Raw genomic sequence first — 16,912 nt, 5'->3', positions numbered from 1 at the left:
AGGCCTGGTGGTCGCCTTATCGGAATTTATTTAAAGCGTTTAATGATGGGCGCGGTTTTATTGTGGTGTCGATTTCGTTTTTCTGGTTTATCGGTGCGTCATTACTTAGTCAGTTTCCGGTTTGGGTAAAGGACTATTTATATGCAGACGAACAGGTTGCGGTGTTGTTTATGGCGTTATTTGCGCTTGGTTTTGGTTTGGGTGCGTGGCTAATTAACTGGCATTTGCGTGGCCGCACGCAGTTGCGTTATCAACCTTATTTATTGGCGTTAATGGCGTTGGCGTTGGCGGATGCCTTGTGGGCGACCAGCGGAGCGAGTGTGCCGGATAATTTACTCAACTGGCGTGAATACCTCAGCCAGTGGCCGGGCAACCGCGTGGTGTTTGATTTGTTGTGGCTGGCGATTTTAGGCGGTGCTTATTGTGTGCCTTTGTATACCCAGCTGCAACGCCAGGTGCCAGATACACAACGCGCACGTGCGTTTGCGTTAAATAATGTGATGAACGCCTTGTTTATGGTGTTGTCGGCTTTAGCGATTATGGCGGGTTATATGTTGGGCGGTGATTGGTTGCAACTGGGTGCAGGCTTAATTGTGATTGTGCTGGGGTTTGCGTTTTGGGAGTGGCGATGGCGCCAGCGTGTGAGTTTGATCGGTTAGTCTGAATCCAGTCAGAAACAAAGCAAAAGGTGGATTATGAAGATTGTGTTTAAGTGGCTTTTTAAAATGCTATATCGTGTCGAAGTGCGCGGGTTAGAGCATTATGATGCGGTAGATCAATCCAGCCAGCCTTTATTGATTGTGGCAAATCACCAATCCTTATTAGACGGGCCGCTGGTTGATTTGTTTATTCCCGGGCGTACCCACTTTATGATTCACGCTAGCCACACCGGCGGTTGGAAACGCTGGATTTTGAAAATGGCGTCGTTTATCGAAGTCGATATGCACAGCCCGTTGGCCGCCAAACACATGATTCAGGCGCTTAAAGCCGGCAAGCAAGGCATGATTTTCCCCGAAGGTCGCATCAGCACCACCGGGGGTTTAATGAAGGTGTATGACGGCACCGCGTTAGTGGCGAGCAAAACCAACGCGGCGGTTTTGCCGGTGCATATTGAAGGCGCACAATTTAGCAAACTGTCTTATTTGGATGGTCGGGTGCGCTGGACTTGGCGACGTTGGTTTGCCAAAATTCGTCTGACGATTTTGCCTGCACAGAGTTTGTCTGTTCCCACAGATCTGAAAGCGCACGAACGTCATGCCTTATTAAAACAAGCCTTGTATAAAATCATGCGTGATGCTCAGTTTGAAGCACGTTATCAACCTAAAAGCCTATGGCAAGCTTTGTTGGACGCACAAAAAACCTACCCGCAAACCACTTATTCGGTCGCGGATGCGCAGGGCAACCAATTGAGTTTGAGTAAACTGGTGTTGGCCGGACGTGTATTGGGTTTGGCCTTGGCTGAGCGTTGCGCATCGCAAAATCATATTGGGGTGTTGTTGCCGAACGTTGCCGGCATGGCGGCCACCTTTTTTGCGTTACAGGCGTATGGCAAGGTACCGGCTTTGTTGAATTTTACCGCAGGGGAACACGCGATTAAATCGGCCTGCAACACCGCGCAACTGCAAACGGTTTTAACCTCGCGCAAATTTATTGAGCTGGCGGGTTTAGAGGATTTAGCGGCAGCTTTGGCCGAGCAAGTCGAACTGGTGTATTTAGAAGATCTGCGTGAACAAATTGGCTTGGGTACCAAATTACGTGCCTTCATGCGTGCCAAACATAAACTACCAGGCCTGGTGGCGGCGCATAAACCGGCGGTGATTTTGTTTACCTCCGGTTCAGAAGGCGCACCTAAAGCCGTGGTGTTATCGCATCAAAACCTCATCAGCAATGTTGAACAAATTCGCGCGATGTTTGCATTATTGCCCAACGATGGTGTGTTTAATGCCTTGCCGACTTTTCACAGTTTTGGCTTGACCGCTGGATTATTATGGCCACTTTTAAACGGCGCGCGGGTCGAGTTGCACCCCACGCCTTTGCATTATCATATTATTCCCGAGCGCATTTATCAGACCAATGCACGTCTGTTTTTTGCCACCGATACCTTTTATAACGGTTATGCACGCCAAGCCGATGCGTATGATTTTTACAGTATTGATGCGCTGGTGGCGGGGGCGGAAAAACTCAAACCCGAAACCCGACGTGTGTATGCGGACCAATTCCACAAGTCGATTTTTGAAGGCTATGGTGTGACCGAAACCGCACCGGTGCTGGCGGTTAATATTCCACAAATGTGTAAGCATGGCAGTGTTGGCCAGTTTGTACCTGGAATCGAATATCGCTTAGAGCCAATACCAGGCCTGGTGGTTGGCCAGCGTTTGTGGGTAAAAGGCCCGAATGTGATGTTGGGTTATTTTATGGCGGATAACCCGGGTGTGCTAAAGCCGCCCGTTGATGGTTGGCACGACACGGGTGATATTGTAGAGATGGACGAATTTGGTTTTGTGACGATTTTAGGTCGCGCCAAACGCTTTGCTAAAATTGGCGGCGAAATGGTGTCGCTAGCGGCGATTGAAAGCGCGATCGCACCTTATTGTCAACAAGGCCAAGCGGTGGCGGTGCGTTTGCCCGATCCGCACAAAGGTGAGCGTTTAGGTTTGGTTACGGACGATGCTGAGTTAAACAAACAAGACGTGGTACAGGCTTTGCGCGAAGCGGGGTTGAGTGAATTATCAATTCCAAAAACTATTTTGGTGGTCGATCAAATTCCGCTGTTAGGCACCGGCAAAATTGATTACCCGGCGGTGGATCGCATAGCCCAAGCTTAGCTAGGCAATGTTAGGGTTTCGCGCTAATATTTTTAGATTCATTTTTTGAGAACTCATCATGCTAAAACGATTTTTATTTCCAGTTATTTTATTGCTGTTGGCTTATGGGTTCTGGATTAGCCCGGATTTTAAAGAAATCGCGGCGGGGATTGCGCTGTTTTTATTTGGCATGGTGTGTTTAGAAGAAGGCTTTAAAGCCTTTACCGGGGGCACTCTAGAAAGTTTACTGCGCGTCTCAACCAGTCGATCGTGGAAAAGTGTGACCTTTGGTATGACCGCCACCACCTTAATGCAGTCGAGTTCACTCGTCTCCTTAATTACCATTTCTTTCGTTAGTGCGCAGATGATCACCTTGGCCGCTGGTATTGGCATTATTATGGGCGCAAATATTGGCACCACCACTGGTGCTTGGCTGATTGCTGGCTTTGGTTTGAAAGTTGATATTGCGAGTTACGCGATGCCGGCGATTGTGTTTGGTGTGATCCTGTTTATGCAAAAAAGCAAAAGCCTAAAAGGCTTGGGTTATGTGTTACTGGGAATTGGCTTCTTGTTCCTCGGCATTCATTACATGAAGGCGGGCTTTGAGGTGTTTCAGTCGGGCGTAAACTTAGCGCAATATGCGCTACCAGGCCTGGTGGGTGTGTTGTTATTTACCTTGATCGGCATGCTGGTAACGGTGATTATGCAATCCAGCCACGCCACTTTATTGGTGATTATTGCGGCGCTGGCCACCGGCCAGGTGAGTTATGAAAACGCCCTGGCGTTGGCAATTGGTGCAAATTTGGGTACAACCATAACCACTATAATGGGCGGGCTGGCGGCCAACTTAAGCGGTAAACGCCTTGCGGTAGCGCACGTCATATTTAATGTGATTACGGCCACAGTGGCGATTGCTTTTATCAATCAATTTGTTTGGGCGGTGGATTACTTGGCGGCCTGGTTAGGTATTGCTGCGGATAACTATTTATTAAAACTCGCGTTATTCCACACCTTATTTAATTTGCTGGGCGTGTTGTTATTGTGGCCGTTTTTATACAAGTTGGAAGCCGCGTTGATTCGTTATATAAACTTTGTACCAGCAAGTCGGGAACAGCCGCTTTATTTGTATCCAGATGCACTTGAAACCCCGACTACATCGGTGAGCGCCGTGCGTAAAGAGGTGCAACACCTGTTTGATAATGCGTATGGCTTATTGGCGCACGGCATTAGTTTGCGGCGTGCGGTGATTGAATCGGAAGAGTCTTTGGCGGAGGCGGTAAAAAATACGCGCCGCATTATGCCATTGGATTTGGACGATGCTTACGAAAACAAAATTAAGAGTTTGCACAGCGCAATCGTTGGGTTTATTGGCGAAGCTCAAACCCGAGAACTGCCGCGCGAGGCCAGCGAAGAACTGTTTGTATTGCGTCAAGCCAGTCGAAGCTTGGTTGAGGCCATTAAAGCCATGAAGCACATGCACAAAAATCTCTCACGTTATGGCATGTCAAGCCAATTAGCGGTGCGAGATCAGTACGACACGATGCGTTTGCAAATGGCCAAACTACTGCGCGAATTGCGTGACATTTTAAAACATCCTGAAAATGTCACGTCTTTGTCTTTAGATGCGCTTAAACTCACCCAAGAAAAAGCCAGTCAGCAACTGATGGATAATTTAGATGAGCTTATTCGTAGTCGCACGATTCAGGCGCATGTCGCCACCTCGGTGATGAACGATGAAAGTTATGTTATGGAGCTGGCTAACCATTTAATTAAAGCCGCCCGAGCCTTGTTAGTCGACCCGGATTTGCGCAGTTCGAAAACCCTCGCGCTCGACAGTCAAGAAATTGAAAACCTGGCGAAAGTACAATCTGTTTAAGTTACGGTCTTAGAGTGGTTGGCTTAGGCCCCATTTTCCATTCGCGTCAAACTTAAGGAGGCGGCGATGAAATTGAAGAAAATGCTCAAAAAACTGATGGCTTTTTTGGATGCGGATGTTAAGCAACAGCGCAAAGACCTGACGTCCTTGCGTAAAATGCTTAAAGAGCTGAAGCAAAAAGAGCAGGCCTTAATGACGGCTTTTGATGAGTCTGTGCTAGACGAAAATCGTGAAGACCTGCAAAATAAGCTCGATGTGGTGCGTGCTCAGCGTGCCAAAGGTAAACAGCATTTACTGGCCTTGCGCGCCGAACGCGAGCCTTCTTCAACCGATTGCCAACCTAACGTCAGTCATCAACAAAAGCCAACCGATTAGTTGGCCAAGTTATTGAGCCATCCAAGGGTTCAATTTTAAGGGCGCTTGATTTCATCCTGAACGACCTCATCCGATTCGCTGCGGGTTCCCAAACGCTCGTGTGCGGCTTTGACCATTCCAGCCAAAGGCACTTCATTTTCAGTAGTTTCGTTGACAATCCAAGGTTCGGCCGGAGGCACATGACGGCCACCCGTGCGCGCGGCAAACTTTTCTTGTTCAAGCGCTTGTAACAAGCTGGCAATCATCGCCAAAATAATCAGTGAAAATGGCATCGCCGCCGCAATCACCGCCGCTTGTAAAATTGCTAGACCGCCCGCAATTAAAAGCACTGCGGTTAACAAAGCTAAAAATACGCCCCACATAAAACGATGGATCACTGGTGGGTTAATATCGCCACCGGATAAAATCGTGTTAATTACCAAGGTGCCAGCATTGGCCGAGGTGATTAAATAGGTGCCAATTAATAACAGCAATAAACTCGATACCCAAGGTGTGAGAACACCCAACTCCATGCCACTGATCATGACAAATAACGCGGTGGCGACGTTTTCATCTACCGCCGCAATGACCCCGCCTTGCCCAAACAATTCCTGATATAACGCGGTGCCGCCAAATAGGCCGATCCAAATAATGGTGATACCGGTCGGCACCAACAACACGCCCGCAACAAATTCACGAAACGTACGACCACGAGAAATTCGGGCAATAAACATGCCCACAAACGGCGACCAAGCTATCCACCAACCCCAGAAAAACACGGTCCAATCGGCCTGCCAGTTACTGCCGTGGGTCACATTGGTGTGAAACGTCATGCGAATAATGTTTTGAATATAATCGCCGGTGGCTTCAAGCATCAGGCCAATTAAATATTGAGTGGGCCCCCATAACAGCATAAAACTCACCGCCAGCAAACTCAGCCAAAAGTTAAGTTCAGACAATAAACGCACACCGCGATTAACACCAGATAACACCGAAAAAGTCGCAATCCCCATAATCACCGCAATAACCGTGAGTTGAAGCTGTAACGAATCGGTTAAGCCAAACACATGATGCAGTCCGGCGTTCATCTGCTGGATACCTAAGCCCAAAGTGGTGGCGATGCCAAACACGGTGGCAAATACCGCCAACAAATCAATCATATCGCCAATTGGCCCACGCACGCGTTCGCCTAGCAATGGATAAAGTGCGGAGCGAACGGTTAGCGGTAAGTTATGCCGAAACGCAAAATAAGCCATGGTTAACGCCACGAATGAAAAAATCGCCCAGCCGTTAATGCCCCAGTGAAAAAACGATAAACGCATTGCGATCACCGCCGCTTCGGGTGTCATGCCTTGATCCATGAATGGGTTGAGCTGAAATTGCATAATCGGTTGCGCAACCGACCAGAACAGAATCCCGATGCCGGTTCCGGCGGCAAACAGCATACTAATCCAAGAGAAAAAACTAAATTCGGGTTGCTCGTCGTCATTGCCCAAACGCACATTTTTAAAGCGCCCGACGCCCAGCCAGATCATAAAAAACAACAAAAACGCGACCAGCGCAACGTAATACCATTCTAAGAATGGATTTAAAAAAGTGCGTAAGCCATAAATCGCATCCGCACTTTGTTGGGTATAAAAGCCGACCAGCACCAAAGCTAAGCCAATCATCACAAAGGATGAAATCGTTAATAAGGGGTTCATGCCTTTCAGCAGACCGGTTCTGGCTTGGTTGTACATTAACTTGCCTTTAGATAAGAATTTAGTGGGTTTTCAATAGTAATGGTTACTTAAGCTTAAGGTCAAATATTCATCTATATAAGCCCTGTTATAATCCAATTTTTTCTAAATTTTAGACTGTATAATTAATCGAGGTGACCAATAATTAAAGCTATTAATAAGGGTGGCTATTTTGATGAACTGGAGTAAATGTGTCGACTAAACGTTTAGCTGTCTTAATTGGGTTACTACTGATTACGGTGTGGAGTTTGGCCGCTTATTACTTTACCTACCGAGTAAACGTAGAGCAATATAGCTATACTCAGCGCCAAATTGCAGATTTGAATGTGACTTGGACCGCCGTGCAACAGATTCATCAACGCGGTAAAGATGCGTATTTTCAAACCTATATTATGCAGCCCGCTATTCTCGATTTGTTAAAACAAGCACAAATCCCGTCCAAGCGAGATCACGCCCGTTCGGAACTTTTCGAACAATTAAAGCCAGTATACGATCACCTTTCGCAACAAGGTGTGTATCAGTTCCAGTTTACTTTGCCTAATAACGTAAGTTTATTGCGCCTACATGCGCCCCTTGAATTTGGCGATGACTTAACCAGTTTGCGTGAATCCTTTCGGTTAGCTAATACTCGCTTAGAGCCTACCAGCGGTTTTGAGCTGGGCCGAGTTTTGCCTGGTTTGCGTAGTGTTTACCCCATTATTTATAATGGTCAGCATTTAGGTGCGGTGGAGTTTAGTAATGCGTTTGAAACCCTAAGAAGAGACATTGCGCTGCTGGATAACTCGCGTGAGTATGCCTTGGTGTTGAACTGGCGTGTGCATGCGGCGGTGTTTGAAGGTTATAAATCTTATTATGTACCGAGTTTATTCAACCAGGCCTGGTTGCAAGAAAACCCAGAACAAAAATTGCCAAATGCGTCGAGTGATTTAAGCGAATATGCCCACCAAGCGGGTAAACCATTACGAACGAATCCCGAGGTGTTGCGCAAGATGGAACTGGGGCACAGTTTCGCTGTGCCGTTTCGCTTAAATGAGCAATATCATGTGGCGAGTTTTTTGGCCATTAACGATATTGAAGGCCATAACGCCGCTTACTTGGTCGCTTTGTCGCCTGCACCTTTGTTGGATGACTTGCATGCGGATTTGGTTAATAATATTTCGGTTACGACCATTTTAATTGTGTTGCTGGGTTGGACGCTGTTTTCGATTTTGCGTAATCGCGAAGAACTGCGTATTGCCGCCACCGCGTTTGATGTGCAAGAAGGCATCACCATTACCAGCCCCGCAGGCAAGATTTTAAAGGTCAATAAAGCCTTTACACGCCTTACCGGTTATTCTGCTGAAGACGTGATTGGCAAAACCCCAGCTATTTTAAGTTCAGGCCGTCAAGACAAAGACTTTTACAAAAACATGTGGCAAAGCCTTAAAACCAACGGCAGCTGGAAAGGCGAGATTTGGAACCGCCGTAAAGATGGCGAATTCTACGCCGAATGGTTGACGATCACGGCGGTGTACGATCGAAAAAATCGTGTTACGCATTATGTGGGTGCGTTTTTGGACATTACACAACGCAAAGAAGACGAAGAGCAAATTCGAAAACTGGCGTTTTATGATCCACTGACCGAGTTGCCCAATCGTCGGTTATTGGTTGAACGGATTGAGCACGCCCAAGTTATCAGTGCACGTACGCAACGTTATGGCGCGTTGTTGTTTATTGACTTGGATAACTTTAAAACCCTCAATGATACTAAAGGCCATAATGTAGGTGACATGCTTTTGCTCGAAGTAGCCTCGCGCTTGACTAAGCAATCGCGTGAATCTGACATGGTCGTGCGTTTGGGTGGCGATGAGTTTGTTATTTTGTACGAAGAGCTGAGCCGTGATGAACACAAAGCGTCGCTTGAGATGGAGCATTTCGCCGAAGGCATTCGTGATTGTTTAAATCAGCCTTACTACCTTAACGACTACGAACATTACAGCAGCCCGAGTATTGGCGTGGCCTTATTCCGAGGTCATCAAATCAGCTTGGATGAGTTGTTAAAAAACGCCGACAGCGCGATGTATCAAGCCAAGCATGCGGGTCGAAACACGATTCGTTTGTTTGATCCGCTAATGCAAGAAGCCTTGGAGCACCGTTTAAAATTGGAAGATGATTTGCGTTATGCGATTGAGCATAAACAGCTTGAACTTTACTACCAGCCCCAACTAAATGAACTCAATCAAGTTAAGGGGGCTGAGGTTTTGATTCGCTGGCGTCACCCTCAGCAAGGTTTAATATCCCCTGCCCAGTTTATCCCGATTGCGGAAGACAGCGGTTTGATTATTGAGATTGGCGACTGGGTGCTGCAGCAGGCGTGTAACCGCCTTGGTGAATGGAAAAATCAGCCCTCGCTTAGGCATTTAACCTTGTCGGCGAATGTCAGTGTGCGCCAATTACGCCAAGCTGATTTTGTCAGAAAGGTCACGCATTGGTTGGATTATTACCAGTTGCAGCCCGGTCAGCTCAAACTCGAACTAACCGAAAGTATGGTGTTGGATGACTTGGAAGACACGATTGCAAAAATGCAGCAGCTTAAACAGCGTGGCGTATTGTTTTCGATGGATGATTTTGGTACGGGCTACTCCTCCTTATCCAGCATCAAACGTTTGCCGTTAGATCAGCTTAAAATCGACCAAAGTTTTGTGCACGATATTGGCCAAGAAGCCAGCAGCCTAGTGTTAACCGACACCATTATTGCGATGGGCAAAGCTTTAGGTTTGCATGTGTTGGCGGAAGGTGTCGAAACCGAAGCCCAGCGTCAGGCGCTTATTGGGCAGGGTTGTTATGACTTCCAAGGCTATTATTTTGCGCGCCCGTTGCCTTATCATGACTTTATTATTTACCTGAATAGCTAAAGACCCCCCCATGATTATACCCACCGCACACCACCAGGCCTGGTGCTTGTGCGTAGCTTGTCAAAAAACCGTCATCTAGATTCATAAAACCTTAATCAGTCACGCACTGGCAATGCGTAAAGTTATCGCGTGTTTCAAATTAACGCGTTTAATTTTTATTGATTAAGGAAAAACTCATGAAGAAAAAAATTCTAGCTCTAGCCATCGGCGCCGCCGTAACCGCCTTCACCGTTCCAGCCATGGCTGCAGAGGTGTCAGTTTCTGGCCGTGCCCACATGTCGATTGACCAGATAGATAATGGTGCTTCTGGTGCCGCTAAGGATTCTGGTATGGATGTCGCGAGTAATGCATCTCGTTTGCGCTTTGCTGCTAAAACAGAAGTGGTTGATGGCTTAACCGCCATGATGCAGCTAGAGCAAACCATCAACTTTGATAGAAGAACCAACAAAGATGTCTTTACGTCTCGCGACTCCTTTTTTGGTTTAAAAGGTGACTTTGGTCTAGTACGTTTAGGTTATTTTGACACCCCAACGAAAAAAGTAAGAAGCTTTACGGATATGTTTGGTGATCGTATTGGTGATGCACGTAACATGACTAAAGGCACTTTTGATAAACGTTTTCACAATAGTGTTCATTACCAAACCCCTGAATTCAGTGGGTTGAAGTTAGATGCACAATATTCAGCAAATAATAATGCGGATGATGAATTGGATAACGAAACGGATGCAACCAGTGTATCTTTAACTTATAAAAATGGCCCGTTAACTGTGATGGTCGCTCAAGAAAGCCAAGGTGCTGGTATCACTGGTGGTGTAACAAACGACCGCAAAGAAGCGATTCGTTTAGGTGCCACCTATAACGTGATGAAAGGCATGCGTGTCGCGGCGTTTTATGAGGATGCAAATGAAGCGAGTAATGACAATACCGTAATGGGCTTGGGTGCTTATTATGATCTAAATGCCGATTATCGTTTACGTGGTCAGTATTATATTGCCGATGAATCCAGTGCTAAAAACGATGGTGGCTCAATGATGGTGGTTGGCATTGACCGTAAATTTGGTAAAGACCTAACCTTGTATGCGGCCTATGCGGCAACATCGAATGATGAAGGTGCCAAGTTTTCAGTTGTAGGTGGCGGTCACGGTTCATCAGTTACAACGGTAAATGGTAAAGACGTAAGCGCGATCTCTTTAGGTGCGATTTACAACTTCTAACCTCGCTGGTGTTTTCCTAGTTAGTTTTGTTTGTGTGTCTTTATTGGCACAATCACCCCGCCTCGGCGGGGTTTTTTGCTTTAAGGGGTTTGAAAATTCAGATCACCAGGCCTGGTGGTCAGCAATCTAGCGTTCGCCTTTTACAAGATTCTTCGCTTTGCTTTGAATGACAAGCTCGGCCTTTAAGCCAAAGCTTGCTTGGCTTTTTTAACCTGAGCTTTAACCTGTTCTGGCGCGGTGCCACCTAAGTGGTTACGTGCGGCCACGGAACCTTCTAAGGTTAAGACCTCAAATACATCGTCACCTATTTTATCGCTGAACCCTTGTAAGGTTTTGAGTGGCATATCGGATAAATCCAATTTGTTTTTTACCCCATAAGCGACCGCCAAGCCGACAATTTCATGCGCATCACGGAAAGCTAAACCTTTACGAACCAAATAATCGGCCAAATCGGTGGCGGTAGAGAATCCGCGTTTGGCGGCTTCGTAAGTCATTTCACGTTTTACCTGCATAGCGGGGATCATGTCGGCAAATGCGCGCAAACAACCACGAACGGTATCAATAGTGTCAAAAATAGGTTCTTTGTCTTCTTGGTTGTCTTTGTTATAAGCCAAAGGCTGTGATTTCATTAAGGTCAACAAACTAATTAAGTTGCCATAAACCCGACCGGATTTTCCGCGCACTAACTCCGGCACATCTGGGTTTTTCTTTTGCGGCATAATTGACGAACCAGTGCAAAACCTATCTGGCAAATCAATAAACTGAAACTGCGCCGATGACCACAGAATGAGTTCTTCTGAAAAACGCGATAAATGCATTAATAAAGTCGCCGCCCAAGCGGTGAGTTCAATCGCAAAGTCCCGATCCGACACGCCATCCAACGAGTTTTGACTAATGCGCTCAAACCCCAAAAGTTTGGCGGTGTATTCGCGATCAATCGGATAAGTCGTGCCGGCCAAAGCGGCGGAACCCAGTGGTAAGGTATTGACACGTTTGCGACAGTCTTCTAAACGTTCAACATCGCGCACTATCATTTCGTACCAAGCCAGCATATGGTGGCCAAACGTCACCGGTTGTGCGGTTTGTAAGTGGGTGAAGCCCGGCATAATCGTGTCGGCTTCGCGTTCGGCGACACTAATAATACCTTGTTGCAGACGTTTGAGTTCGGTCAAAATAAAGTCAATTTCATCACGCACATATAAGCGAATGTCGGTCGCAACCTGATCGTTACGTGAACGGCCAGTGTGGAGTTTTTTACCCGTTGTGCCAATCATTTGGGTTAAACGAGATTCGATATTCATGTGAATATCTTCTTGTTTAATTGACCAAGTCATTTCACCGTTTTCGATTTCGTTTTGAACCAGCTCCAAGCCTTTAATAATGTCGTCTTCTTCTTTGGCGCTCAAAATGCCGACTTTATATAACATGCGTGCGTGCGCAATCGAGCCTTGAATATCTTGGCGATACAGGCGATGATCGAACTGAATGGAGGCGGTAAATTCTTCAACAAACGCATCGGTTGACTCGGTAAAACGGCCACTGGACAGTTTTTGTTGGTTAATGTTTTGTGTCATAACGCACCTTTAATAGGTTATTTTTCGGGAAAGCCGTCCAATGGGCGACGCATGTGTTCGGGCGAGGTCGGCAATACCATGGGGTTGCCCATTTTTTCATATGCCTGATTTAACGACTTGTGAATCATGGCGGCGAATAACTGCGTGTCGAAATTACCCACAATTCGATCCCCCACTGGCAAGCCGCGTGAGTCAACAAAAATCAAGGTGGGGGTGACATGGGCGTTATACATTTTGGCGAACTCGTTTTTGGCTATGTTTTCATTGGCAGAAAACTTAATTTGCTGGCTTGCGTCGACACTGACTTGGCGCATAATCACGGCATAGCCGTCATAAAGCCCGCCGCGCAACATTGGGTGAAGCACGGCTTTTTTGAGTTCGTCACAAAATTCGCACCATTTGGCCGTGAACATAATCATAATTGGAATATTTTTTTCACGCGCTTCTTGCGCGGTCCAAGCGAAATCGTCCATTTCTTTAAGCTGATTGGCGTGAGCTTCGCGATCGCAGCCCGCCAATAGTAGGCTGGATAATACAAGGGAAAAAATGATTTTTAGCATGATATATCGCCTTTCGTTGGATGATGGCGCTATTTTAACGAAAATCCTAGTGGCATTTGAGTAAAATGTGTGGCTTAAACATAAATGGAACAGACTATGAAGACGACCTTACGTATCGCAACCCGTAAAAGCCCACTCGCGATGTGGCAAGCCGAATTTGTTAAAGCCCTGCTGGAAAAAGCCCATCCAGGCCTGGTGGTTGAACTCATTCCGATGAGCACCAAAGGTGACAAAATTTTGGATGTGCCGTTAGCAAAGATTGGTGGCAAAGGTCTGTTTACCAAAGAATTAGAAGATCAAATGCTCTCTGGCCAAGCCGATTTAGCCGTGCATTCGATGAAAGATGTGCCAATGGAATTGCCCGAAGGGTTTGTTTTAAGTGCGATTATGGAACGCCATGATCCGACCGATGCATTTGTATCCAATAACTATGAAAACTTAGACGCCTTGCCACAGGGTGCGATTTTGGGCACCTCAAGCCTGCGTCGCCAAGCCCAGTTTCAAGCGATGCGCCCAGATTTAGAGGTGCGGTTTTTACGTGGTAACGTGGGCACACGTTTGGGTAAATTGGATGCCGGTGAGTATGACGCGATTGTATTGGCGACATCCGGCTTAGAGCGTTTAGGTTTGCAAGCACGCATTCGTGATCGCATGGCACCGGAACTTTGTTTGCCTGCGGTGGCGCAAGGCGCACTGGGAATTGAAACCCTGACCGATGATATCGACACGCAGAAACTTGTTGCGGTATTAAACCATGCCGATACTGAAATTGTGGTGCGTGCCGAACGTGCGATGAACCATACCTTGGACGGCGGTTGCCAAGTGCCGATCGGCGGATTTGCGTTGTTACAAGGTGGTGAAGTTTGGTTACGTGGTTTGGTGGCAGAATCCGACGGCTCACATATTGTGCGTAAAGAAGGCCGTGCGCCAGCCGCTCAAGCCGAAGAGTTGGGGCGTGATATTGGCCAGCAATTATTGGAAGCTGGCGCACGCGAAATCCTGCAAAAACTTTATAGCGAGCAGGCTTAAGCGCGATCAAGCTGAATGGTGCACTTACATCAGGCAGATAAATTTATGACGCCGACTTTACTCAATACGCGCCCAAAGCACCAGGCCTGGTGCTTAAATCAAGCCTTGCTTGAGGCCGGATTTGCTAGTTTGGATTGCCCAAGTTTGCAGATTCAGACACAGGCTTTAGAGCATTGTCCGCAATGGGATGACTATGATGTGTGGGTATTTGTCAGTCGTAACGCGGTTAAACATTTCGCCCAGCAATTACCTAACAAGTCGGCCAGGTTTAATGCCGCTTTGGTCGCGGTGGGTGACGCGACCGCGCAAGCCATTCAACAACAAGGCTGGCCAAACTTAGCGCCGGTGCCAAACACGTTTGATTCCGAAGGCATGTTAAATTTGGCTGTGTTTGCACAGCCTAAAGGCTTGCGGGTTGCGATTGTGCGAGGCGATGGCGGGCGTGAATATTTAGCGCAAAGCCTGATCGAACAGGGTGCGCAGGTCGATTTTTTAGAAGTCTATCGGCGCCAAGCCGCACCTTTTTGTCAGACGGCTTGGCAAACCTTTAAACAGGCCCAAACGCCGGTGTTATTGTTTACCAGTGTCAGCAGTTTAGATGTGTTTAGCGCGCAATTGGCGGCACAAAATCCAGACCACCAGGCCTGGTGCTTTCGCCAAACTCTGATAGTATTTAGTCAACGCATTCAAAACGCCGCACGCAAGATCGGGTTTAGTGGGCCCATTTTGGTCACGCCCACTTCAAGTGATGGCGCGATTGTGGAAACCTTGCAACGTTATGCCCGCTCTTTAGGAGAAAGCCATGAGTGAACCCATTACCCCCAAAGCAGAACATCATGTGGTGGAAGGTGAGTTTGTTGAGGCCGAATCCAAGTCATCTGATCAATCGAATCAATCTGAACAAGCGCCAAAACACACCAAAAAAGCCGAACGCGTTAAAGCTTCGGGTTCGGCCGGTTCGCGAGCAGGTACCGCCAATCTTTTAACCTGGATTATCTTATTTGTTTCCGGCACCGCGTTTGCCTTAGGCTTGGCGTCTTGGTTGCATTTGCAGCAGGTGCCTAGTGCCGCGCAAATAAACCAACAATTGCAGCCTTTGCACGCCGAGTTGGCCCAGGTTTCGGACAAACTGCAAACCCAGCAACAACAGATAGCGGAGTTTAAAAAAACACAACAAGCTTGGGAAACAGCTTTAAACGAACTAGAGCAAAATCAACAAACCACCCAAGCCCAGCTGCAAGAAATGCAATTGCGTTTAAGCGAAGCGAGTCAGGCGATGTTTGGTTTTTCGGAGTCGGACGATAAGGTGATTAAGATTGATGACCCGAAGTTACGTGCCGATTTAGAGCAAGCCAAACAAGACCTACAGACCGGCTTGCAAACATTGCGAGAAGAGTTGCAACAGCTTAATCAGCGCGCACAACAAGAATGGTCCGCAATAGAGGGTTATGTAGAATCGGAACAATGGCAGCAAGACAAACAACGTCTGCAAACCGAAATACAAACCCTAACCGAAGAGCTGAACGAACTGGCACAAACCCAAGCTGATTGGATGGCGCGTATGGCACCAAAAGTGCAACAAGCGGTGGATGAAATTACGCCGCAGTTAGAAGGCATTTTTTCGCGTTTTAACGAATTGTTTAGCATCAAAAAACATCCAGCGGATCAACCCGGTGATGAGGGCGCGCAATGAAAAAACTAATCGGTTGGGGGTTAATATTAATTTTTGCGGTCAGCTTAACGAGTTTGGCCTTGTTAAATATAGGTGAAGTGACACTTAAGTGGGATGTTTGGGAGATTAACACCAGCGTCAGTCTTGTGTTGGCGGGTTTGATAGTCCTGTTGATGGTGTTTTATGCGCTGATTCGAATCTGGTTATGGTTAAAAGGGTTACCGGCCGCTTGGCGTAAACGCCGTCAAATAAAACGTTATCGCCAAGCCCAAATGAGTTTGTCGAAAGGGCTGATTGCGCAAGAAGAATCCGACTGGGCACAAGCCGAAAAACAATTGATTAAAACCGCTAAATTAAGCGAAAACGGCTTGGTACATTATTTAACCGCCGCCAAAATGGCCGATATGCAACAGGCCAGTGCTCGGCGCGATAAGTATTTAGCCCAGGCGCGTGAGTTATATCCTGAAGACGGCCTGACGATTGGTTTGGTCGAAGCCCGCTTAATTAGAGATCAAGACGCGAGCACAGCGGCGATCATTTTGAGTGAATTGCATCGCTTACAACCCAATCACCGTGCGGTTTTAAGCGAATATGTATCGTTATTGCGCCAGCAGAAACAAGCCGAAACTTTAATGACGTTAATGCCCGCGATTAAAAAACACGCAGGACTGAATCGTGATGATTTGGAAGGCCTAGAAACCGAAGTGAGTGCGATGCGTTTGGCCAAAGCCGCCAATTTAGAAGATTTGGAAGCCCAGTGGAAAGGCTTAAGTACGAAGCAAAAACTCAGCCCGCCGGTGATGGCGGAATATGTTCAATATTGTTTACAGGCCAAACAATTAAACGGCGTGGCGGAGTGGCTAGACAAAGCGATTAAAGCCCAATGGGACGAACGTTTGGTGTATTTGTATGGCCAAATTCAATTTGGCCCGGCCTATGATCGGCTTAAAAAAGCCCAGGCCTGGTTAAAAGAGCATCCTGACAACCCGGTATTGTTGTTGAGTTTAGGGCGGCTGGCTTGTCAAAGCCAGCTATGGGGTCAGGCGCACGGTTATTTGCGTGAAAGTTTACGGTTACGGCCCGAACTCGAAACCTTCCATATATTGGCGCAGTGTTACGAGGCGGAAGGTCAAGATTCGCAAGCCGCGTTAGTTTATAAACAAGCCATGTTGCAGCTCGACCCCCCAACCAAGCCG

General features: G+C 47.2%; 12 protein-coding genes and 1 pseudogene. 10 read left to right on the top strand and 3 right to left on the bottom strand.

Going from position 1 to position 16,912, the window contains the following annotated elements; translation table 11 throughout:
• The 4 genes and pseudogenes from IBX48_RS07855 to IBX48_RS07840 all read left to right on the top strand — a co-directional run.
• Nucleotides 1–659 (top strand): annotated as a pseudogene (locus tag IBX48_RS07855) (MFS transporter); the annotation flags it as partial.
• Nucleotides 660–695: 36 nt separating this feature from the next.
• Nucleotides 696–2,825: an AMP-binding protein gene (locus IBX48_RS07850; protein WP_296832806.1), complete on the top strand. Its 2,130-nt coding sequence runs from the start codon at nucleotides 696–698 to the stop codon at nucleotides 2,823–2,825.
• Nucleotides 2,826–2,883: 58 nt separating this feature from the next.
• Complete coding sequence (locus IBX48_RS07845) at nucleotides 2,884–4,680, top strand: Na/Pi symporter (protein WP_296832804.1); 1,797 nt, start codon at nucleotides 2,884–2,886, stop codon at nucleotides 4,678–4,680.
• A gap of 66 nt (nucleotides 4,681–4,746) precedes the next feature.
• A complete protein-coding gene (locus IBX48_RS07840; RefSeq protein WP_296832801.1) occupies nucleotides 4,747–5,055 on the top strand; it encodes a hypothetical protein in 309 nt (102 codons plus the stop codon).
• Between the two features lie 35 nt (nucleotides 5,056–5,090).
• Here the strand turns inward: IBX48_RS07840 and IBX48_RS07835 are convergent, their stop codons facing one another.
• A complete protein-coding gene (locus IBX48_RS07835) occupies nucleotides 5,091–6,773 on the bottom strand; it encodes a BCCT family transporter (RefSeq protein WP_296832798.1) in 1,683 nt (560 codons plus the stop codon).
• Nucleotides 6,774–6,964: 191 nt separating this feature from the next.
• Between IBX48_RS07835 and IBX48_RS07830 the strand changes: the two genes are divergently transcribed.
• Both IBX48_RS07830 and IBX48_RS07825 read left to right on the top strand, forming a co-directional pair.
• Nucleotides 6,965–9,667, top strand: a complete 2,703-nt coding sequence (locus IBX48_RS07830; RefSeq protein WP_296832795.1) for an EAL domain-containing protein — start codon at nucleotides 6,965–6,967, stop codon at nucleotides 9,665–9,667.
• A gap of 176 nt (nucleotides 9,668–9,843) precedes the next feature.
• Complete coding sequence (locus tag IBX48_RS07825) at nucleotides 9,844–10,881, top strand: porin (RefSeq protein ID WP_296832791.1); 1,038 nt, start codon at nucleotides 9,844–9,846, stop codon at nucleotides 10,879–10,881.
• Nucleotides 10,882–11,063: 182 nt separating this feature from the next.
• On the opposite strand, the gene argH is transcribed toward IBX48_RS07825, so the two are convergent.
• Nucleotides 11,064–12,455 (bottom strand): argininosuccinate lyase, encoded by a 1,392-nt coding sequence (gene argH / locus IBX48_RS07820; protein WP_296832788.1) that lies wholly within the window; start codon nucleotides 12,453–12,455, stop codon nucleotides 11,064–11,066.
• A 17-nt stretch (nucleotides 12,456–12,472) separates the two neighbouring features.
• Nucleotides 12,473–13,015, bottom strand: a complete 543-nt coding sequence (locus IBX48_RS07815) for a thioredoxin fold domain-containing protein (RefSeq protein ID WP_296832785.1) — start codon at nucleotides 13,013–13,015, stop codon at nucleotides 12,473–12,475.
• 96 nt (nucleotides 13,016–13,111) lie between these two features.
• Here IBX48_RS07815 and hemC point away from each other — a divergent pair, with 96 nt between their 5' ends.
• From hemC to IBX48_RS07795, 4 genes are all read left to right on the top strand, one after another.
• The gene (gene hemC, locus IBX48_RS07810) at nucleotides 13,112–14,044 is read left to right on the top strand and encodes a hydroxymethylbilane synthase (RefSeq protein WP_296832782.1); all 933 of its coding nucleotides are present in this window, start codon (nucleotides 13,112–13,114) and stop codon (nucleotides 14,042–14,044) included.
• Between the two features lie 45 nt (nucleotides 14,045–14,089).
• Nucleotides 14,090–14,854: a uroporphyrinogen-III synthase gene (locus IBX48_RS07805; RefSeq protein ID WP_296832779.1), complete on the top strand. Its 765-nt coding sequence runs from the start codon at nucleotides 14,090–14,092 to the stop codon at nucleotides 14,852–14,854.
• Nucleotides 14,847–15,737 carry a hypothetical protein gene (locus IBX48_RS07800; RefSeq protein WP_296832776.1) on the top strand — a complete coding sequence of 297 codons (891 nt, stop codon included), beginning with the start codon at nucleotides 14,847–14,849 and terminating at the stop codon, nucleotides 15,735–15,737. The genes IBX48_RS07805 and IBX48_RS07800 overlap by 8 nt, the downstream gene beginning before the upstream one ends.
• The coding region (locus IBX48_RS07795; protein WP_296832773.1) for a heme biosynthesis HemY N-terminal domain-containing protein at nucleotides 15,734–16,912 on the top strand (1,179 nt) is incomplete at its 3' end. The genes IBX48_RS07800 and IBX48_RS07795, both read left to right, overlap by 4 nt.

The sequence above is a fragment of the Thiomicrospira sp. genome, from assembly GCF_014859555.1.
Classification (GTDB): domain Bacteria; phylum Pseudomonadota; class Gammaproteobacteria; order Thiomicrospirales; family Thiomicrospiraceae; genus Thiomicrospira.
The sequence above is the reverse complement of the archived record's forward strand: the minus strand, read 5'-3'. Positions and strand labels throughout refer to the sequence as shown.